This window comes from Couchioplanes caeruleus, assembly GCF_003751945.1.
Lineage (GTDB): Bacteria > Actinomycetota > Actinomycetes > Mycobacteriales > Micromonosporaceae > Actinoplanes > Actinoplanes caeruleus.
Genome location: NZ_RJKL01000001.1, coordinates 3,453,146 through 3,471,795 on the forward strand (window position 1 = coordinate 3,453,146; position 18,650 = coordinate 3,471,795).

The window sequence follows — 18,650 nt, forward strand, 5'->3', positions numbered from 1 at the left end:
TGTTGCGCAGGGAGAAGCTTACACGGCCCCGCAGCCGAGGTGAAATCGGTACCCCGGCGCGGCGAAACCGCAGTTCAGGGGCTCAGCCCACGGCGCGCAGGCGCCGCACCTCGCCGGTCGGGGTCTCCTCGGGCTCGGTCTGCGCGCTCAGCCACGTGTTGAGGCGCTCCACCGGCAGCGGACGGCTGAAGAAGTACCCCTGCCCGATCTCACAGCCCAGCTCCGCCAGCAGATCCAGGGTGAGCTCGCTCTCCACCCCCTCGGCGACCACCGTGAGGCCGAACTCGCGGGAGAGCCCGATCACGGCCCGCACGATCGCCAGGTCGCCCGAGTCGGTCGCCATGCCCTGGACGAAGCTGTCGTCGATCTTCACCTCGTGCACCGGAAGCTGGCGGAGGTAGGACAGTGACGAGGCGCCCGTACCGAAGTCGTCGACCGAGAGCCGTACGCCCAGATCCCGCAGCCGGCAGAGGGTCGGCAGGGCCCGCTCGATCTCACCCAGCATCCCCGGCTCCGAGATCTCGAAGGTGACCTGCGCGGCCGGGATCCGGTACTCCTTCAGCAGCTCGTGGACCTGGTCGGGAAAGCGGGGATCCAGCAGGGTGCGGGCCGACAGGTTGACCGCGATGGACAGGGGCCGTCCCGCGTCCGCCCACTCCCGGCAGTGCCGCAGGCCGGCGGTGAGGACGACCTGGGTGAGCCGGTGGAGCTGTCCGGTGTGCTCGGCCACCGCCACGAAGTCGTCCGGGGACACCTCGCCGTGTGCGGGATGCTGCCAGCGGGCGAGGCACTCGACGCCGATGAGGTGGCGGTCCTTGATGGAGACCTTCGGCTGGAAGTGGACCTCGAGCTCCCCGGCGTCCAGCGCGCGCCGCAGGTCGGCGGCGAGGCCGAGGCGGCGGGCCGCCCGGGACTCCAGGGCGGGGTGGAACATCTGCACCCCGTACGGGAGGGCCTTCGCCGAGTTGGCGGCAAGCTCGGCGCGGCGCAGCAGGGCGTCGGGATCGTCGCCGTGGTCCGGGTGCAGGGACACCCCGGCGGCCGTGTCCACGTCGAGGGCGAGCGAGCCGACGATCATCGGGCCCCGGAGCTGCTCACGCATCTCGGTGGCCAGCCGTACGGTCTCCTCGGTGCTCTCGACCCGCAGCGTGACCACGAACTCGTCGCCGCCGATCCGGCCGACCAGCGCGCCCGGCCCGGCGATGCTCCGCAGGCGCTCGGCGACCTCGGCCAGCAGCTTGTCGCCGGCGGCATGCCCCATGGACTCGTTGACGTCGCGCAGGCCGTCGACGTCGAAGAGGATGACCGCGACCACCTCACCCGGCGCCCGCACCTTGACGGACTCGGCGAGCGCGTCGGTCACCCTCCGCCGGTTGGGCAGCGAAGTGAGTCGGTCGTGATACGCGTCGAAGCGCAGCCGCTCGACCAGCCGCGAGTTCTCCACCGCGACGCCGGCGTGGGCCGCGATCGTCTCGAGCACCTGCACATCGGCGTCGCGGAAGGTCGTGGCGTCGCCGAGCAGGTTGGTGACCTCCAGGCTGCCCACGGTGGTCTGGCCCGAGCGCAATGGCACCGCGATGACGTCCTTGACCCCGCTGTCGCGCAGACAAGGGCGCAGGTGGGCAGTGTCGGCGAAGCGGGCGCCGACCGCGACGGTGGTTCCTCGCTTGAGCGCCTCCTCGCGCACTGCCGTGGGGGTGGGCGCGATGTCCAGCAGGCCCTTGCCGTCCACCCGGGCGGTCAGCAGCACCTCGGGATGGCGCCCCAGCGCGGGCAGCCAGAGGGTCGCGTACTCGGCGCGCATGAGGGCGCAGACCCGGCTGAGCAGGATGTCCGGAAGGCTGCCGTCGTTGCCCTGCTCGCGCATCGCCTGGGTCAGCTCGTACACCTCGGTGAGGGTGCGGTGCTGACGGAAGAACCGGGCGAAGGAGCGGAGCACGAACGCCAGGGCGAGCAGGAGCAGACCCAGCGGGATCGCGGCCCACCACGTCGCATCGAGGGCGACCAGGCAGACGAGGCCCATCACGATGTTGATGGCCGCGGTGACGAGCGTCTGGGATCCGGCCCGGAGGGCGTCCTGCCCGGCTCGGCGGTCCTGGACGGCGGTGATCACTCCGGCGTAGGACAACCAGCTCACCAGCGTGGCGGTGACCACGCCGGCGGACAGGATGCCCCAGGTGCCCGGCCCGGCGCCGTCGATCTTCGGCAGGGCGGACACGACCACGAGGGCGGCGGCCGTGCGGGCCGCGGACTTGGCGACGTTGTAGGCCTGTTTGGTCACGTCCATCCGTGACCAGAGCTGGGTCGCGAGGCTCGCGACGGTCTGGGCCAGGATGACGGCCGGAGGAGACAGGAAGTAGATCGCGAGGATGAGCGGGATCTCGTTCAGGACGACGAGAAAGGCCTGCCGGCGAACGACGACGCTCAGCACGCTGACGTGCGCGGCGACAAAGGCCGCGAGCACCAGCAGCGCGCCGGGCCACTCATGCCACCAGGCAGGGGTCTGATACCAGTAGACGGCCAGGCAGATGACCGCGAAGATCGCTAGCGGCGAGGTGACGAGCCACGCGTACTGCGGAGAACGTCGACGCGACTGCGACCGCCCCGCCATTGCGCGCTCCTCGTCGTCGAACCGTCAGGCGGTACCGTCCGCAAGAACGGCTCGGGCCTACTGCCAGTCGATGTCACCCAAGAAGGGCTGGAAAGCAGCAATCGCCGATCCCCCGGTCGCGTGCTCGCTCGACGCGGTCGCGGCGACGCCGCCGGCCAAGGCCACGAGCACGAAAACCAAGCCGGCGAGGCGGCCCAGCTTCCTTGCAGACATGTTTTCTCCTCGTACGAAAAGGTCGCTCGGGTGGGGGGTTCCATGATGGTGCCACACGCTGAGTACGTCAGACAGCGTCCACCGGCGGGTCGAAGCCGCACATGCCGAAATCTTGGCTAAACGGCTGAGGCGGGCACGTAACTCCAACCCGCAATATTGATAGCTTTGCGCCCGAAATAGCGGCAGATGCGAGGTGGATTCGCGTGCCAACGTCAAGCTCCCTTGACGTCAGGCTGACTTGACGTGACACTACACAAATGACCACTCCTGATGAACTGGAACAACTGCACACACTGTCCACCGCCACAACGCGCTACGACGAGCTGAGGATGCGGGAAGCGCTCGCCGCGATGAGCGGCGACGGCTTCGACGATGCACCGCCGCTGAGTCAGCAGGAGAGCCTTGAGCTGCTCGCTCTCAGCGAGGTGGTCAGCCGCAAGGCCGGATACGGCCGTCAGGCGATGGTCCGCTCCGCCCGCGCCGCCGGGGCCTCGTGGACCCAGATCGGCGCGGCCCTCGGCACCAGCAAGCAGGCGGCCTGGGAGGCCCACAACCGGTGGATCGAGGAGCAGACGCGCCAGCACGAGCGGACGGGCTACGAGGGTCTGGACCCCGGCGAAGCCGACGCGGCCCGCGGGCTCGCCGGCAGCCCGGACTGACCCACGACAATTCCCGAAGCCGAGTTAATCGCCCGTCGCGGCGGGACGATCGGTCGCGCTGTATTGCGACCAGGAACCCGGATAGAGGCGGCCGATGCCGAGACCCGCATGTTCCATCGCCAACAAGTTATGACATGCGGTGACACCGGAACCGCAATAGGACACGACGTCACTGCCGTCGCGCAGACCCACCGCCGCGAACCGTTCGCGCAACTCGGGAACCGAAAGAAAGCGGCCCCGCTCGTCGACATTCTCGCGACAGGGCAGGTTGCGGGCCCCAGGAATGTGCCCCGCCCGCGGATCGACCGGCTCCGCGTCGCCCCGGAACCGCTCCCGATCCCGCGCGTCCAGCACCACGGCATCCCCGCCGGCGGTGGCCTCGAGATCGGCCAGCCGGTCACCCGGCCACGGCCGAGGCGTGAAGACCGCGGGGGTCCGGCCGGCCGGGCCGCTCACCAGTGGCCCTTCGTACGCCGTAAGCCCGCCGTCGAGCAGCGCGGCATCATGACCGGTGGCGCGCAGCATCCAGACCAGTCGCGCCGCGACGACACCGCCCGCGTCGTCGTACGCGACGACGGTGTCCCCGTCGCCGATGCCCGCCGCGGCCATACCCTCGGCGAAGACCTCGGGATCCGGCAGCGGATGCCGGCCGTCGGCGGGCGAGGCCGGCCGGGCCAGCCACCGGTCCAGATCGACGAAGACCGCCCCGGGCAGATGACCGTTCTCGTAGGCCTGGCGCCCCGACCGCCCGTCGAGATACCAACGGACATCGGCCAGCACCACCCCGTCCCCGCGCTCGGCCACCCACGGAAAGTCGACGACCGGATCGATCACGCTGGCTCCTCGGCTGTGCTAGCTGTCCTCCGTCGGCCTGCCCCGGCGCGGCCGATACTTCACCAGGGCGACCCCGACGAGCACGATGGCGAAACCGCTCACGGCGGCCCCGGCAGGCCCATTCGGAATCCTCTGCCCCACAACCATCAAAAGCAACGCCGCCCCGAACAACAGGTGATACAGGGCGGCGTCGCGTACGCGGAGGAAGTTCCGCAGGGTGCTCGCCGGAGCTCGGCCGGTCACCAGCATCTTCACTCCGAAGAGGGCCAGAAACAGCCCGATGACGCCGCCGACGAGGAGCGTCGCCGTACCAAGGTCCATGGACCTCAGTCTGCGCCGCGGGACGGTGCTTTACCGGTAGTTGGTGAACTGCCCGGATCATGGCCTCAAGCTGCGGCTCCGGCCGCTTCCGCGCCTTCTGGGCCGTCGTCGGGCCGGGACGGGTTCACGAAGCGGAAGGCTCGATCGACGGCGTTGCGCGTACGCGCCTCACTGCTGGCCATGAGGTGGGTGTGGCAGCAGCGGATGCGGAACTCACCGGCGGTGTCGTCCAGGGCAGGTCCGGGGACGGGTTGTCGGCGCTTCCACGCCCGCGTGCATGCCGGCGACCCGTCGGGATGGGGGCTGTCCCCCAGTCCGTGGTGGTGGCAGCTTGGTTCTGCGATCAGTCGGCCGACCATAGTTTTCTGTGCATGTCGATCAAACAGTTTGCTGTCGATGCCGAGCGCCGCCCTCGGACCGGCTGGCGCATCCTCGGTTACTTCGTCTGCTGGTTCGCGCTGTACGGGGGCGTGCTGTACCTGGTCGCCGGGCCGGAGCCCACCGTCGTCCGCAACGTGATCGCCCACCTCGTCGTGGTGGGTGCGGGGGTCGGCGTCACCGCGATGTTCCGGTGCTTCGTCGACCGGCGGCGCTGGCGCGACATCGGCCTGGTCGCGCCGGATCGCCGGCAGCTCGCCTTCATCGCCGCTGGTTTCGCGGCCGGTGTGACGGTGGTCGGCCTCTGGTTCGCGGTGCAGCTCGCGCTCGGCTCCGCGAAGGTCACCGGCTTCGAGCTGACCGAACGAGGCGTGGTGGGAACGACCGGGGTGTTGGCCGTTGGTTTCTTGTATTACGCGACGAGCGCGACGACCGAGGAGATGGCCTTTCGCGGGTACATCTTCCAGAACCTCCGCGAGCGACTGCCGATGACCTGGGCCGTCGGCCTCACCGGCCTGCTCTTCGCGTCCGGGCATTTCATCGGCGGCTCGGCGGGGCCGCTGCACTTCGCGATCGGCTTGCTCGACTTCGTACTCTTCTCGTCGTTGATGATCCTCACCCGGCTCAGGACCGGCGCTCTCTGGATGGCGATCAGCTTCCACGCCGCCTGGAACTGGGCGCAGGACTACCTGTTCGGGGTGGGGGTCGCCGGCGAGGACGACTACCACAACGCCCTGGTGCACGTCCGGCTCGACGGCCCGTCGCTGCTGGTCGGTGGTCCCCACAACGCGGACACCGATCTGCTCACGATCCTGCTGGAGGTTATGTTGATCATCGGGTACTGCTGGTACACCCGTGCTCGGAGGCCCGCCGAGGCCCGCTCGTGAGGCGGATCCGCGGCGAGCTGCTGTACGCGTTGACCGGCTTCCCGTGGGCCGCGGCGAGCCTTGTGGCGGTGGCGGCGATGGTGTTCGTCGGTACCGCCCTGTCGGTCACGCTCGTCGGGTTGCCGGTGCTGGCCCTTGCACTGGTTGCCGCACGGTCCGCGGCGAGGGTGGACCGCGCGGCGGCCCGGAGACTGCTCGGGGTCACCGTGGAACCGCCCGGGCCGGGCAGGCCGGGGCGGGGCCCGGTCGGATGGACCTGGGAACGGCTGCGCGACGCGGCCGGGTGGCGCGCTCTGCTGTACCGCGTGGTGAAGGCGCCGCTGGCGCTCCTGGCAGTCGTGGTCAGCCTGATCTTCTGGGGGTACGGCCTTGCGGCGCTCACCTATCCGGTGTGGTGGTCGTACGTGCCGGCGCAGACCGACAGTCACGGTCGCGGCCGGCAGGGTCTCGGCCTGGTGGGAGACGTCTACCTGGACACGTGGCCGGCGGCCCTGGCCACGGCGGGCGTCGGGCTCCTCCTGCTCGGCGTAGCGCCCTGGGCGGTCCGCGCCGCGGTCGCACCGGACACCTGGCTCATCCGTGGCCTCCTCGGCGGCGGGGGGCAACCAGCCGACCGGATCCGGATCCTCGAGCAGACCCGCGCGCACGCCGTCGAGGACGCGGCGATCCGGCTCCGGGAAATCGAACGCAACCTGCACGACGGCGCCCAGCCCCAGCTCGTCGCGCTGGCGATGCGGTTGGACATGGCCCGCACCATGCTCTCCGGCGACACCTCGCCGCCGGATCTGGACCGGATCCTCACCTTGATCGACGCGGCCCACCGCGGTGCCACCGACGCGATCGGCGAACTGCGCGACCTCGCGCAGGGCATCCATCCGCCGATCCTCGACAGCGGTCTGGAGGCCGCCCTGCACACCGTCGCGGCCCGCAGCGCCCTGCCCGTCGACCTTTCCGTCACGCTGGCGGCCCGGCCGTCCGCGGCGGTCGAGACCTGCCTGTACTTCTGCGCCACCGAACTGGTCAACAACGCCGCCAAGCACAGCGGTGCCCGCCGCGTCGCCGTCGACGTGACCGATCGGTACGGTGTGATCCGCCTGGTCGTACGCGACGACGGGAACGGCGGCGTCCGCCTCGGCGGCGGAACCGGCCTGGACGGGCTGATCGAGCGCCTCGGCGCGTTCGACGGCCGACTGCACATCGACAGCCGACCGGGCGGGCCGAGCACCGTCACCGTGGAGGTACCCGACCATGCCTGAGCCACAACAACACAGCCGCCCCTCGTCCGGCGGGCCTCGCCTGCGCGTCGTGCTCGCCGAGGACGCCGCGGTGCTCCGCGACGGGCTGACCGAGCTGCTCGACACGTACGGACACCAGGTCGTCGCCGCGGTGGCCGACGCCGACGCGCTGCTCGCCGTGGCCGCCGACCACCGCCCGGACGTCGCAGTGGTCGACATCCGCATGCCGCCCACCCACACCGACGAGGGCCTGCGCGCCGCCATCGAACTGCGCCGCACGTACCCCCGGCTCGGCGTGCTGGTCTTTTCCCAGTACATCGAGGCGCGGTACGCCACCGACCTGCTCGCCATCCGCGCGGGTGGGGTCGGGTACCTGGTCAAGGAGCGGGTCACCAACGTCAGGTCATTCATGTCGGCGCTGACCCGGGTCGCCGCCGGCGAGACCGTGCTGGACCCCGACGTCGTCGTGCAACTGGTCGGCGCCAACCGGCATCGGGACACCCTCGACCGGCTCACCGCACGCGAACAGGAGGTGCTCGACCTGATGGCCCAGGGCCGCTCGAACACCGCGATCGCCCAACTGCTCCACATCAGCATCGGAACGGTCGAGAAGCACGTCAGCGCGATCTTCGGCAAGTTCGACCTGGCAGCAGCGGACACCGATCACCGGCGGGTGCTCGCGGTACTGCGGTACCTCAAGGAATGAGATTCAAGGCGTAGTCACGAACCCATGGCACACTAGTGCGCCAGCCTGCGCCACAGTTACCCAGCAACTATTCGGGCTGTCGATCATCGTTCTAACGATCACGATTTCGGTGTCCGCTCATCCCGCCGTGTGAGCACGTGGCTGCTGACGAGCCAGGCACAGACCGTGGCTGAGCCGGCGCCGCTGAGGGTGTCCGGAAGTAGCCGATGAGCGGATGTTGCCTACCGGATCCATGGCCGTTTTTCCCGTTTCCAGCGGTCGATTTCTCGGAGGGCCGCCGGGTTGGGTGCCGCGTCACGAGCCAGACTGAGCAGCGCCCGAGTCATCCGAGCGCGGCGCGCGTCGTCCGGCGCGATGTCACGCCAGCTCTCCGGCATGGACCGGGCTTCGTCGAGCGTCATGGGGAGGGCGGCCATGCAGGCACGAGACACGTCAGCAGGTGACGGTGAGCCGTAGAGCGCCCACTGGTAGGTCCATTCCTCCCGGCGGAAGACGTTCGTTTCGCGCGCCTGCTCCAAGAACCAGGTGAGCAGGGCGGTCCACTCGTCGGTGCGGGTCGGCTGGTCGCTATTGAGCCGGGTGAGCGCGATCAGCACCGCCACGTAGTCGTCCGCGGTGAACTCGCGCTGCGCCAGCCAGTCGGGCCAAGCCCCGGCGCCTGCCTTGCCGAGGGCGCGCATGGCGTTTCGGATGTGTCCCCGCCGGTCCGGGGACGGTAGCGGCACGACGTTCCGGTTGATGGTGACGCCGATCAGCTTGCCGGGCGGCGCTGCGTCATAACCATCGCCGGTCGCCACCTTCGCCGACACTGCGGACCCTCTGACGGTGTACTCGTCCGGATGGGAGAGAGCCTCTGGCGTGGGTACAAGCTCGAACCCGCACCGCCGCAGCTCCGCCGCGACGGTTGACCACTCGGGCGGCTCGTCCATCAAGTAAGCACGGAGAGTGATCCCGTTGGACTCCCACGGCGCGTGCGGGTGGTCACGGACGTAGAAGGCCGTGACATAGCCCCAGTCGCGCGTCATGTGCAGACCCCGGGCGAAGTACCGCTGCTCGAAGGCACGGCCGTAGGGGTCGCCTCCATCCGCCTGGCCGGGAAGCAGTCGATTCGGATAGCTGAGTTGCGAAGCCAGATCCTCCGGGTCCGCCTCCAACGGCACGCCTTCTATGCAGCCAGTGGCGAGCGCCTCCAGACACGCCTCAGTCAACTCATCGACGGTCCAGCACACGAACTCCACGCTCGCGGAGACTAGTGGCCACAGAGCCAGGCGGCATCCTATTTATGGCGTAATGCTGGAACCTTCTTCGGTACCCCATGGCCACCAGCTATTCCAGCATGAATGCACGCTCATGGCGCCGTCCGTGCGCGCCGGCCGACGGAGTGAAGTCACGCGGTGTGATCGTCGGCCTGGCTCGCTCTCCGTGTACCTGTTCCGTCCGGCTTGGCCTAGCATGGCCAGTCACTCGTGAGCCGCGACGGTGCCAGGTAGGAAGCCGCGTGATTGCGCAGGCCTACCAGCCAATGGCGCCGTAGGGCGCGTTGAGGTGTCGCCGATCAGTTGGCGGAACGCTGTTGACGGGTGTGACGGATTTGTCTCGGACGTAGGTGACACATCCGGCTAGGCGATCTTGTCGTCATATTGCTGCGCGGCTCAGCTTGGCGTGTCCAGGCCCGGCAGGGACGGGCGACCCGACAGTCTCCTCCTTAGTTGATAATCGCGGAACGGCCTTAGATGACCCAGGTGGAGTATGCCCATGGCGCGGCCACCAATAGCGACCCCGCAACCATCAACGAGGGGAGAAAGTGCCTCCCAGGGACTGAAGTCGCTGCCAGCGCCAGTGGTACGGCCGCGGGCCAGTAGGCGAACATGCCGCCGATCGCCAGGACCAGGCCGAATGGCAGAAGGAACGTAGCCACGGTAAGACACGCAATGCGGAAGCCGCGAACGCCCCGGAATGCGAGCGGTAGGGCGATGACGCTCAGCACGAGCACAATGAAGAAGAAAAGGTCCAAACCTAAGTCGCGGTAGGGGCGAGTCAGCCAGGCTGATATGACCACGGCGTAGAGGACCGCCAGCCCGGCCATCGTCCGCGCCTCATGACCCACCCGACGCCGCCCTACTTGAACATGTTCAACCATAGCGTGAGACTAGTTCGGGCGAGCGGCCCGTGCCGCCCCGTCCTACTGTCACCGCTGTCACAACTTGGCAGACGGGGGACGGCCGCCCGGGGTGCTGACACGGAACTGTCACGCAGGTCTTGAGCCCAGACATCTGCCGCTCACGGGCGGCTGCGCAGCTTCCCCATGTCACGCCTCCCCTGATGCATGACGAATCCGTCCCAGGTGATGCCTGTCTTCCGGCCTACAAACGGGCGACGACCCTCCGGCCGCCGGGCTAGTCCCCGATGAACATGAGCCGGCCAGGCAGGCTCCCAGGATGACGCGGTAGCGGACCTGACCGGTCGGTGGGTGGTCGCGCGGTGAGGCGTCATCCCGGCCGCCTGCCCAAGGGATGCCAGGCCGCCGTCAGGGTGTCAGACGATGGGGCTATTCGACACCCTGACGGCGGCCCAGCATGGCGAAGCCCAGGCGACCGGGATGACATTGGGTGAGCTGAGCTTTGAGGCTCTGCGGGCCTCTCAGGCCGTCTCCAGGCCGTCAGCGTTCACCAACACTGACCAACGACAACCAAGGTCAACCACGTTTGCCCAACTCAGGGACATGATCCGCAGTTGTGACCGGGGCATCGTTTCACCCGTTAGCGGTAGTTGGTGAACTGCAGAGCGACCCCGAAGTCCTCCTGCTTGAGTAGGGCGATGACGGCCTGGAGGTCGTCGCGCTTCTTGCCGGTGACCCGAAGCTGGTCGCCCTGGATCTGCGCCTGGACGCCCTTGGGACCCTCGTCACGGATCTTCTTGCTGATCGCCTTGGCCCTGTCGGCCTCGATCCCCTCGACCACCTTGCAGTCGATCTTGTAGGTCTTCCCGGACTGGCGAGGCTCCCCAGCGTCGAGAGACTTCAGGGAGATGTTCCGCTTGACCAGCTTCTCCTTGTACACCTCGAGGGCCGCGGAGGCACGCTCCTCGGTCTCCGAGGTGATGGTGACCCCGTTCTCCCCCGACTTGACGATGGTGGTCCCGGTCCCCCGGAAGTCAAACCGGGTGCCGAGCTCCTTCTCCGCCTGGTGGAAGGCGTTGTCCACCTCCTGGCCGTCGACCTTGCTGACGATGTCGAACGACGGGCTGGCTGCCATGATCAGACTCCTGCTGCTGGGCCACGTATCGATGTCCACGAAGGCCCGGTGGGGGCCCTCGACATGCCGACCGTACCCGGTTGCGAAACCGGCCGCCGGTACGGCTATCCTGTTCTCCGCTGCCAAGAAACACCGAGGCGGCGATGCCCAGGCGGGTTGCCCGAGCGGCCAATGGGAGCGGACTGTAAATCCGTCGCGAAAGCTACAGAGGTTCGAATCCTCTACCCGCCACCAGAAGGCACGAAAGGCCCCTCACCAGCCAGAACGGCCGGGAGGGGCCTCATTCGTGGGTGCCAGCCGCTGACGGGCATCCACGGAGAATTTCCGCGGCCTGGCAGACTGCCGCTCCCCCGTCCGCCTGCTCGTCCATCGCCCGTTCGATGCGGCGCCTGGCGGCGTCCTCCTGGCCCAGGATGCGTGTGGCAACCGTCGATCAGCACCGCGAGGCGCTCCAGGGCGCAACGGGTCAACCCCGATCCCTCCGGTGCGGTTCTTCGAGATCGGTCAGAGAATGGTGTCGCGCTCCAGCCATCGCACCGACGTGGCGCCGTAGCTCAGCGGGCGGAGGAGGCGCTGCCGGTGTGCCGGTTGCCGACGCACAGTTTGTAGGTGCCGATGAGGCCCGCGATCAGTAGCGCCATGGTCCAGGGCATGAACAGCACCGGGAAAATTCCCTCGTTGACGTGCCCGATCTGCACGCTGGACGCCGGTTCGCGGGCGGCCTTCAGCCCGAAGACGGCGGCGAACAGGCCCAGGACGAGCGCGAGTGCCGCGGCGGTCCGCGCGGCGGGGTGGCGTGGTCCGCGGAAGCCGCGGATCCCGGTGACGGCGGTGAGCAGGACGAGCGCTGCGGTGCCGTATCCGCCGGCAGACAACGAATAGTCGCCGCGGTCGTAGGCGGCTCCCATGGATAGCCACATCGGGAAGTAGCCGACGACCAGGCCGTTGAGCGCGGTGGTGGGGATCAGCACCCACCACCACACCGATAGCCGGGAGCGGCCGGGCCTTTCGGGCGGGCTGTCAGGTGGGACCATCACTCACCCATATCGTTCGGGCGGCTAGCGACCTATGGGTTCTGGGGGAGGAGATTGCGGTGCCGCCCGGGTTTGTCAGGCGCGGACGACACGTCGTCGTGCTCTCACTGAAAGAACCAGCCCTGTTCCTCGTCGGGGTCGTCGTCAGTGAGCGGCCCAGCCGCCGAGCCCGCTGTGGGCAGCCTCGGCTTTCAGTCGGCGACTGTCTCGCTGGCCGGGCGTCGGGGACAGCCGAGAATGCTGTGGTCGCCGCGGAGAGCAGAAGCAGGGCGATCACCGTCCGCCGAACGCCGGATTCAGCAACATCGCCGCGGGGTCCGGCCGGACCTTCTCGAAATTCGCATCGGTGTTGAGCTTGCGAACCGCCTCCGGCAGCAACGCCGCCACGCCGACACCGACCAGGGCCGCGCCGGCGGCCACAGCATCGTCAGCAGCTCCCGCGAGACGACCGCCAGCCGCATCCACCGCCCCGCGAACAGCGAGGTGTCCGAGGTCAGCGCCGCGATGCCGGCCACCAGCTCCAGCAGACCGACACCGAGGGCCGCGGAGCGGCGTAGCTCGAGGTGCAGGATCCGCCCCATCATGCGATCTAGGCCACGGTGTCAGTTCCTGAGATGGGACGAGTGCGCGGGGCGGGCCAGGGTCAGGGCTTGGAAGCGGAAGCCGTGGTCGATCGTGTGGAAGTCGACGATCTCGAAGTGCTGCGCGGCCGCCGTGAGGATCTGCTCGTCAGTGCGGAAGGAGAAGAAGCGGCCGTCGTTCTCCATGATCCCCTCGGAGTCGACGCCTCCCCACATTCCCAGAAAGGCGAGGCCGCCCGGGGTGAGGGTCTCGCGGGTCGCTCTGAGCGCCTCGGCCAGGTTGGCGTCGGGTACGTGGAGCAGGCAGTTCATCGACCACACCGCGTCGAAGGACGCCGGGGTGAATCCGAGGTGCAGGACGTCACGTACCTCCGCGATCAGGCCTTTGCGGCGGCAGATGGCCACCTGTTCCGGGGAGATGTCGACCGCGGTCACCGTCAGGCCCGCCCGCGCGAAGTACAGGCTGTCCTGGCCGGTTCCCGCGCCTATCTCCAGCAGAGTCCTCGCCTGGATGGCGCGGAGGCGGTCCAGGAACGCGGCGCGTTCCGAGATCTTCCAGGGTTGCTTCACCGTCGCGTCGCGTTGCGGTGCCCGGGTGTCGTAGATCGCGCGCAGGCTTTCGACCACTTCGTCGTAGCTCATCGATGCCTCCCTCCTCTAGCCTGGCCTACATGGCGAAGGAAGTCGCGCGGCGGCCCGAGGTCGAGTCTCTGCGGGCGGCCGACGCCGACCGGCACGACATCGCGGAGCGGTTGAAGGCGGCGCTCGACGAGGGGCGGCTATCGCTCGGTGAGTATGACGAGCGGGTGCGTGATGCCTACGCCGCGCGGACGTACGCCGAACTCCTCGTGCTCGTCGCCGACCTGCCGAGACCGGGGCTCAGTGCCGCCGAGGTGAACGCCCGGCGGGCCGCCGAGGCGCGCCGGGCGGCGCGGCGGCTCCCGATGGCGCTGATGGTGCTGTGGACGATCTGGGGTGCGCTCGGTGCCGTCAATCTCGTCGTCTGGGCTTTGGTGACCGCCACAGTCGAGACCGCCATCCATCCATGGCCGGTCTGGCTGCTCGTTCCCGGCGCCGCCCTCGCCGTCACGACCGTCGGGGTGCAGACGATCCGGAATCAGCGGCGCCGGCGTTAGGGCGTGTATCGAAGTCATAGCCACTCGTTGATCGCGGCGATGGTCACGGTTGCTGCGTAGCGCACGGCGAGTTTCTCGAAGCGGGTGGCCACGGCCCGGTGACGTTTGAGCCGGTTCTCTCGACCTCGAGCGCGCCACGATCGACGAGGAGCCGGACGACGTCGAGGTGACCATCGCTCACCGCCGACCGCAGCGGCGACTGGTACTGCGGCCTCCTCGCCCGCAGCGACGCCGGATCCAGAGACGGCGTCCCAGGTGCGGTGGATCTTCACGCAGCGGCTGGCCGGCTACAGCGTTGCCGGGATCGCCCGTACCCTCAACGCCCTGGGCGTCGCGCCGCCTTCGGCGCACGACCGGGCTCGTAACCCGCACCCCTGCAGCACGGCGTGGACGTTGTGGACGGTGGCGAGTTCCCGGCCGCATCCTCGACGTCATCGCCACCTCCACAGGCCCGCTCGGCAGCCACCGAGCTCGCCGCCACGGGGGAGTCGGGAGGACCAAAGACGGCCGAGTTCCTTCACCGACAACTTGACGTCTCAGCGGCTCGCCTCGACCAACTCCTCCGAGCGATCAGGTTCATGGAAGCCGGTCTCCTCAAGTCTTGACGTCCCGTGCTGACAGGGCGACATTGAAGATGAGCGGACGAGCCTGCTTTCGCTGGGTCCGCTGATGCGCCTCACCTCGCGGTGATCGAACCGCAAGGCGGCTACCTGCGCGCACGGCGATCCGGTCGCCGCCGACGTCACCGTTCGCTGGCAGGGAGCAAACGAGATGACTCAACTGACAACGTCCATGTCCGCCACGATGGAGATTCGCAACCCCGCCACCGGCGAGCCGATCGGCGAGGTGCCGGTCGCTGATCCGGCGCGGGTAGCAGAGGTGATCGCCGCTGCGCAGCAAGGCCGCCGGGAGATGGCTGCGCTACCAGCCCACCAGCGCGCAGCATTGTTGGCCCGGATCGCGGACGGTGTTGCTGCCCGGTTTCGATGCGTTGGCGCGGCTGCTGGCATCGGAGAACGGAAAACCGATCACACAAACCCGGGGCGAGCTCGATGCCGCTATCCGGATCTTCCGCGGCTACGGTGAGGAGGCCAAGCGTCTCTTCGGACGGCAGATTCCACTTGACGCCGTGCCTGGCCTGGAGCGCCATTTCGCCGTCACGGTGCGGGAGCCGCTCGGTGTGGTGGCGGCGATCGTGCCGTTCAATTACCCGATCGAGCTGTACGCGCACAAAGCCGCCGCTGCGCTGGCCGCCGGCAACGCGGTAATCGTCAAGCCGCCCGAGAAGTGCCCACTCACCCTGCTGGAGGTGGCCGGGATCGTTGCAGCGGCCGGCGCCCCGCCGGCCGCACACCAGGTCCTGATCGGCGGGCCCGAGGTCGCCAAGGCGCTGGCAAGCTCCGAGGACGTGCAACTGATCAGCCTGACCGGCAGCACGACCGCTGGCCGGGACATAGCCATGCTCGCGGCCCGGACCCTGAAGAAGGTCCACTTAGAACTCGGCGGGAACGACGCGATGATCGTCTGCGCGGACGCCGACATAGCCATGGCCGTCGACGCGGTGGTGCTCGGGCGGCTCGCCCGCGGCAATGGCCAAATCTGCTGCGCGGTCAAGCGGATCTTCATCGTCGACGAGGTGTACGACGCGTTCGCCGCCAGTCTCGTCGAGCGGGCCGACCGGCTGGTGGTGGGCGATCCGCTCGACGAGCGCACCGAGGTCGGACCGCTGATCACCGAGTCCGCCGCTCGGGCCGTGGAGGCGGCCATCACCAGGGCCGTCGACGACGGTGCCATCCTGGCCGCAGGCGGGCAGCGGGACGGCGCGTTCCTCTACCCCACCGTGCTCACCGACGTCCGCCCGGACGAACCGGCGATCGCCCAGGAGATCTTCGGACCGGTGGCGCCGCTGGTCAGGGTGGCCGACCACGAGGAGGCGATGCGACACGCCAACACATCGGACTTCGGCCTGCAAGCGGCCGTCTTCACCCGTGACATCGGTCGGGCGTTCTCGCTCGCCAGACGGCTCGAGGCCGGCGGCGTGATCGTGAACGGCTCCACCGCGCTGCGCTCGGAGAACCTGCCGTTCGGCGGGGTCAAGCAGACCGGCGGAACCCGGGAGGGCCTGCACGACACGCTGCTCGACCTGACCCGGCAGAAGACGATCATCGTGATGGAGGCTCTGGCCTGATGCTGTCACTCACGGGGATCCGCAAGTCCTACGCCGGAGTCGAGGTGCTGCATGACATCGGCCTCGACGCCATCGGCGGAGAAGTAGTGGGGATTGTGGGCGCGAACGGCGCCGGCAAGTCCACGCTGATCAAAGTCCTCGCCGGAGCGACGAAGCGGGACGCCGGCGAGATCCGACTGGCCGGCGAGACCGTTGCGCTGGACAGCCCGGTCGAGGCGCGAGCCCTCGGCATCCGCACCGTCCACCAGGAACTCAGCCTGGTACCGGAGCTCAGCGTGACTGAGAACGTGCTTCTCGGCGATCTGCCGAAGAGCTACGGTCTCGTCAACTGGTCGGCAGCACACGCCAGGGCGACCACGCTGCTGTCCCGCACCGGCTTCACCGGCATCGCTACCCGCACCGCCGTGCGCCGGCTCTCGGTCCCCCGCCAGCAGATGGTGGAGATCGCCAAGGCGATGGCGAGCGAACCCCGCATTCTCGTCCTCGACGAGCCGTCCGCGGTGCTCGCCGGCGACGACCTTGACCAGTTGTTCGCGCTCGTCCGTTCGCTGCGCGCCGACGGCGTACTGGTGCTCTACGTATCCCACCGCCTCGATGAGGTGATGGGGATCGCGGACCGCATCACGGTCATGAAGGATGGCCGGATCGCCGCCACCACGACACCGGCGGCGACCACCGAGGCGCAGATCGTGCGGCACATGGTGGGCCGCCGTCTCGACCAGATCTACCCCGCCCGCCGCCCGACGCCCGGCCCCGAGTTGCTCAGCACCGAGCGGCTCAGCCGAGATGGCGCCTTCACCGATGTCTCGCTGCGGATCCGGGCCGGCGAGGTGGTGGGCATGTTCGGGCTGGTCGGCAGCGGTCGCAGCGAACTCGCCGAGTGTCTGTTCGGGGCGGTGTCGGTGAGCAGCGGCGAAGTGCGGTTGGCCGGGCGGCCGGCGCGGCTGCGTTCGCCGAAGGAGGCGATCGCCGCCGGCATCGCGCTGGTCACCGAGGACCGGCTGCGCACTGGACTCGTGCTCGGCCTCCCCGTCCGTGACAACGCCTCGCTGGCCATCATGACAGCCTTGTGCCGCAGAGGCCTGCTCGACCGACGTCGCCAGGCCGCGGCGGTGCAGAGCATGGTCGAGCGGCTGGACGTGCGGCCACGTGGCATCGGCCGCCTCGTGCGCCACCTCAGCGGCGGCAACCAGCAGAAGGTGGTGCTGGCGAAGTGGTTGCTGGCCAAGCCGAAGGTGCTCATCCTCGACGAGCCGACTCGTGGCGTGGACATCGCAACCCGCGTCGACCTCTACCGGATGATCGACGAGCTCACCCGAGCCGGTCTCGGCGTGCTGCTGATCTCGTCCGACCTGACCGAGATGCTGGGCATGGCGGACCGCGTGCTGGTCATGCGGGCCGGGCGGATCGCCGCTGACCTGCCCAGCGCGGAGACCGACGAGGAAGAGCTGCTGGCGTACTCGATCGGGGTGGCGGCATGATCGGGCCGGTCATGCGCGCTCAGCCGGTAGTGTGCACCGGTGGTGACGTCTCGCCGCGGTCGCGGTTCGACCGCAGCCAGCTGATCAACGGTAGCTTCGCGATCGTCTTCCTGGTGTTGTCGGTGGTCGCCGTGACGACCACCGACTCATTTCTCACCGACGACAACCTGACCAATCTGCTGCGCCAGTCGGTCCCGACCGCCTTGCTCTCGCTCGGCATGCTGATGGTGATCCTCACCGGTGGCATCGACCTGTCCGTCGGCTCGATCGTGGCCCTCACCGGCGTCATGGCGGCGGGGCTGACGGCCGATCTACCGGTGTCGGTCGCGATGGCGCTCGCTGTCGCGGTCGGGATCGCCTGCGGCGCGGTCAACGGTCTGCTGGTCGCCTGGTTCCGGTTGGCGCCGTTCGTGGTGACACTGGCGGCGCTCACCACGATTCGTGGGCTGGCCTACGTCTACTCGGAGACTCCGATCACGCCGGCCAGCGCCGGCTTCCTGACGCTCGGCACCGGGTCGATCGGGCCGATCCCGTTCGCGACCGTCATCGTGGTCGCGCTGTTCGCGGCGGCCTGGGTCTTCCTCACCCGGACCACGGTGGGCCGCGCGATCGTGGCGATCGGCGGCAACCGTGAGGCGGTCCGGCTGGCCGGCGTCCACGTGCCGCGCCATGTGCTGTTGGCGTACCTGATCAGCGGGTTCTGCGCCGGCGTGGCCGGCGTGATCCTCGCCTCGCGGGTCGGTATCGCGCAGCCGAGCGTGGGCATCGCCTTCGAACTCAACGCCATTGCCGCCTGCGTGATCGGCGGCGCCAGCCTCGCGGGCGGCCGCGGCGGCGTCGTCGGCACGCTCGGCGGCGTCGTGTTGCTGGGCTTGATCGACAACCTGCTCACGCTCCACGACGTCCAGAGCTATTGGCAGCAGGTCCTCAAGGGCCTAATCATCGCTGTCGTCGTACTCGCACGGCGACGCGAGGACCTGTGATGTCCGGGATGGTCGTCAGTGTGCCGGCAGACGGACCACCCTTCGTCCCAACAACGGAAGGGAAGCGGAAAATGAGACGGCTGATCGCATTGGCGGCGGTCGGGGCATGTCTCTTCGGGACCGTGGCGTGCGGATCCGACGAGGGTGAC

At 68.8% G+C, this 18,650-nt stretch carries 20 protein-coding genes and 1 tRNA gene; 11 read left to right on the top strand and 10 right to left on the bottom strand.

Annotation, left to right across the window (positions count from 1 at the left end):
• Positions 1 to 82: 82 nt before the first annotated feature.
• Together EDD30_RS15350 and EDD30_RS39105 are read right to left on the bottom strand one after the other, a co-directional pair.
• The gene (locus EDD30_RS15350; RefSeq protein ID WP_071803281.1) at positions 83 to 2,611 is read right to left on the bottom strand and encodes a putative bifunctional diguanylate cyclase/phosphodiesterase; all 2,529 of its coding nucleotides are present in this window, start codon (positions 2,609 to 2,611) and stop codon (positions 83 to 85) included.
• Positions 2,612 to 2,668: 57 nt separating this feature from the next.
• Entirely contained in the window at positions 2,669 to 2,824 is a 156-nt protein-coding gene (locus EDD30_RS39105; protein WP_170047118.1) for a hypothetical protein, read from the bottom strand.
• Positions 2,825 to 3,081: 257 nt separating this feature from the next.
• Here EDD30_RS39105 and EDD30_RS15355 point away from each other — a divergent pair, with 257 nt between their 5' ends.
• Positions 3,082 to 3,483: a hypothetical protein gene (locus tag EDD30_RS15355; protein ID WP_071803280.1), complete on the top strand. Its 402-nt coding sequence runs from the start codon at positions 3,082 to 3,084 to the stop codon at positions 3,481 to 3,483.
• Positions 3,484 to 3,507: 24 nt separating this feature from the next.
• Here EDD30_RS15355 and EDD30_RS15360 read toward each other — a convergent pair whose 3' ends face one another.
• Positions 3,508 to 4,317, bottom strand: coding sequence for a sulfurtransferase (locus EDD30_RS15360; protein ID WP_071803279.1), 810 nt, complete (start codon positions 4,315 to 4,317; stop codon positions 3,508 to 3,510).
• A gap of 18 nt (positions 4,318 to 4,335) precedes the next feature.
• The gene (locus tag EDD30_RS15365) at positions 4,336 to 4,638 is read right to left on the bottom strand and encodes a hypothetical protein (protein WP_071803278.1); all 303 of its coding nucleotides are present in this window, start codon (positions 4,636 to 4,638) and stop codon (positions 4,336 to 4,338) included.
• A 323-nt stretch (positions 4,639 to 4,961) separates the two neighbouring features.
• On the opposite strand from EDD30_RS15365, the gene EDD30_RS15370 reads away from it, so the two are divergent.
• From EDD30_RS15370 to EDD30_RS15380, 3 genes are read left to right on the top strand one after another with little or no spacing between them, the layout of a single operon-like run.
• Positions 4,962 to 5,903 (top strand): CPBP family intramembrane glutamic endopeptidase, encoded by a 942-nt coding sequence (locus tag EDD30_RS15370; RefSeq protein WP_170047116.1) that lies wholly within the window; start codon positions 4,962 to 4,964, stop codon positions 5,901 to 5,903.
• Positions 5,900 to 7,159 (top strand): sensor histidine kinase, encoded by a 1,260-nt coding sequence (locus EDD30_RS39110; protein WP_170047114.1) that lies wholly within the window; start codon positions 5,900 to 5,902, stop codon positions 7,157 to 7,159. Before EDD30_RS15370 ends, EDD30_RS39110 begins: the two co-directional genes overlap by 4 nt.
• A 40-nt stretch (positions 7,160 to 7,199) precedes the next feature.
• Positions 7,200 to 7,844, top strand: coding sequence for a response regulator (locus tag EDD30_RS15380; protein ID WP_071803348.1), 645 nt, complete (start codon positions 7,200 to 7,202; stop codon positions 7,842 to 7,844).
• 221 nt (positions 7,845 to 8,065) lie between these two features.
• On the opposite strand, the gene EDD30_RS15385 is transcribed toward EDD30_RS15380, so the two are convergent.
• The 3 genes from EDD30_RS15385 to EDD30_RS15395 all read right to left on the bottom strand — a co-directional run bounded on the left by EDD30_RS15385 (position 8,066) and on the right by EDD30_RS15395 (position 11,098).
• Positions 8,066 to 9,082 (bottom strand): hypothetical protein, encoded by a 1,017-nt coding sequence (locus EDD30_RS15385; protein WP_071803276.1) that lies wholly within the window; start codon positions 9,080 to 9,082, stop codon positions 8,066 to 8,068.
• A 491-nt stretch (positions 9,083 to 9,573) separates the two neighbouring features.
• Positions 9,574 to 9,930 (bottom strand): hypothetical protein, encoded by a 357-nt coding sequence (locus EDD30_RS15390; RefSeq protein ID WP_071803275.1) that lies wholly within the window; start codon positions 9,928 to 9,930, stop codon positions 9,574 to 9,576.
• 673 nt (positions 9,931 to 10,603) lie between these two features.
• Positions 10,604 to 11,098: a YajQ family cyclic di-GMP-binding protein gene (locus tag EDD30_RS15395; RefSeq protein ID WP_071803274.1), complete on the bottom strand. Its 495-nt coding sequence runs from the start codon at positions 11,096 to 11,098 to the stop codon at positions 10,604 to 10,606.
• A 150-nt stretch (positions 11,099 to 11,248) separates the two neighbouring features.
• Between EDD30_RS15395 and EDD30_RS15400 the strand changes: the two genes are divergently transcribed.
• A tRNA-Tyr gene (locus EDD30_RS15400) sits at positions 11,249 to 11,332 on the top strand.
• A 320-nt stretch (positions 11,333 to 11,652) separates the two neighbouring features.
• Here EDD30_RS15400 and EDD30_RS15405 read toward each other — a convergent pair.
• The 3 genes from EDD30_RS15405 to EDD30_RS15410 form a co-directional block, all read right to left on the bottom strand.
• On the bottom strand, positions 11,653 to 12,069 hold the full coding sequence (locus EDD30_RS15405; RefSeq protein ID WP_143162548.1) for a hypothetical protein: 417 nt from the start codon (positions 12,067 to 12,069) through the stop codon (positions 11,653 to 11,655).
• 336 nt (positions 12,070 to 12,405) lie between these two features.
• Positions 12,406 to 12,552, bottom strand: coding sequence for a hypothetical protein (locus EDD30_RS39115; RefSeq protein WP_170047112.1), 147 nt, complete (start codon positions 12,550 to 12,552; stop codon positions 12,406 to 12,408).
• Positions 12,553 to 12,734: 182 nt separating this feature from the next.
• Positions 12,735 to 13,355, bottom strand: a complete 621-nt coding sequence (locus tag EDD30_RS15410; RefSeq protein ID WP_071803272.1) for a class I SAM-dependent methyltransferase — start codon at positions 13,353 to 13,355, stop codon at positions 12,735 to 12,737.
• Between the two features lie 29 nt (positions 13,356 to 13,384).
• Here EDD30_RS15410 and EDD30_RS15415 point away from each other — a divergent pair, with 29 nt between their 5' ends.
• From EDD30_RS15415 to EDD30_RS15440, 6 genes are all read left to right on the top strand, one after another.
• Positions 13,385 to 13,849: a DUF1707 SHOCT-like domain-containing protein gene (locus EDD30_RS15415; protein ID WP_071803271.1), complete on the top strand. Its 465-nt coding sequence runs from the start codon at positions 13,385 to 13,387 to the stop codon at positions 13,847 to 13,849.
• 105 nt (positions 13,850 to 13,954) lie between these two features.
• Complete coding sequence (locus EDD30_RS42020; protein WP_084556127.1) at positions 13,955 to 14,467, top strand: recombinase family protein; 513 nt, start codon at positions 13,955 to 13,957, stop codon at positions 14,465 to 14,467.
• A 153-nt stretch (positions 14,468 to 14,620) separates the two neighbouring features.
• Complete coding sequence (locus EDD30_RS41470; protein WP_211277668.1) at positions 14,621 to 14,935, top strand: aldehyde dehydrogenase family protein; 315 nt, start codon at positions 14,621 to 14,623, stop codon at positions 14,933 to 14,935.
• The gene (locus EDD30_RS15430; RefSeq protein WP_249024585.1) at positions 14,817 to 16,037 is read left to right on the top strand and encodes an aldehyde dehydrogenase family protein; all 1,221 of its coding nucleotides are present in this window, start codon (positions 14,817 to 14,819) and stop codon (positions 16,035 to 16,037) included. The genes EDD30_RS41470 and EDD30_RS15430 overlap by 119 nt, the downstream gene beginning before the upstream one ends.
• Positions 16,037 to 17,518 (top strand): sugar ABC transporter ATP-binding protein, encoded by a 1,482-nt coding sequence (locus tag EDD30_RS15435; protein ID WP_071803269.1) that lies wholly within the window; start codon positions 16,037 to 16,039, stop codon positions 17,516 to 17,518. Before EDD30_RS15430 ends, EDD30_RS15435 begins: the two co-directional genes overlap by 1 nt.
• On the top strand, positions 17,515 to 18,501 hold the full coding sequence (locus tag EDD30_RS15440; protein ID WP_084556123.1) for an ABC transporter permease: 987 nt from the start codon (positions 17,515 to 17,517) through the stop codon (positions 18,499 to 18,501). Before EDD30_RS15435 ends, EDD30_RS15440 begins: the two co-directional genes overlap by 4 nt.
• Positions 18,502 to 18,650 lie beyond the last annotated feature (149 nt).

Excerpts from the sequence above, each read along its gene's own strand:
- EDD30_RS15395 (WP_071803274.1), bottom strand. The coding sequence starts at position 11,098 with ATGGCAGCCAGCCCGTCGTTCGACATCGTCAGCAAGGTCGACGGCCAG.
- EDD30_RS15440 (WP_084556123.1), top strand. The coding sequence starts at position 17,515 with ATGATCGGGCCGGTCATGCGCGCTCAGCCGGTAGTGTGCACCGGTGGT.
- EDD30_RS15350 (WP_071803281.1), bottom strand. The coding sequence starts at position 2,611 with ATGGCGGGGCGGTCGCAGTCGCGTCGACGTTCTCCGCAGTACGCGTGG.
- EDD30_RS15365 (WP_071803278.1), bottom strand. The coding sequence starts at position 4,638 with ATGGACCTTGGTACGGCGACGCTCCTCGTCGGCGGCGTCATCGGGCTG.
- EDD30_RS15410 (WP_071803272.1), bottom strand. The coding sequence starts at position 13,355 with ATGAGCTACGACGAAGTGGTCGAAAGCCTGCGCGCGATCTACGACACC.
- EDD30_RS15390 (WP_071803275.1), bottom strand. The coding sequence starts at position 9,930 with ATGGCCGGGCTGGCGGTCCTCTACGCCGTGGTCATATCAGCCTGGCTG.
- EDD30_RS41470 (WP_211277668.1), top strand. The coding sequence starts at position 14,621 with ATGACTCAACTGACAACGTCCATGTCCGCCACGATGGAGATTCGCAAC.
- EDD30_RS39105 (WP_170047118.1), bottom strand. The coding sequence starts at position 2,824 with ATGTCTGCAAGGAAGCTGGGCCGCCTCGCCGGCTTGGTTTTCGTGCTC.
- EDD30_RS15355 (WP_071803280.1), top strand. The coding sequence starts at position 3,082 with ATGACCACTCCTGATGAACTGGAACAACTGCACACACTGTCCACCGCC.
- EDD30_RS15435 (WP_071803269.1), top strand. The coding sequence starts at position 16,037 with ATGCTGTCACTCACGGGGATCCGCAAGTCCTACGCCGGAGTCGAGGTG.
- EDD30_RS15415 (WP_071803271.1), top strand. The coding sequence starts at position 13,385 with ATGGCGAAGGAAGTCGCGCGGCGGCCCGAGGTCGAGTCTCTGCGGGCG.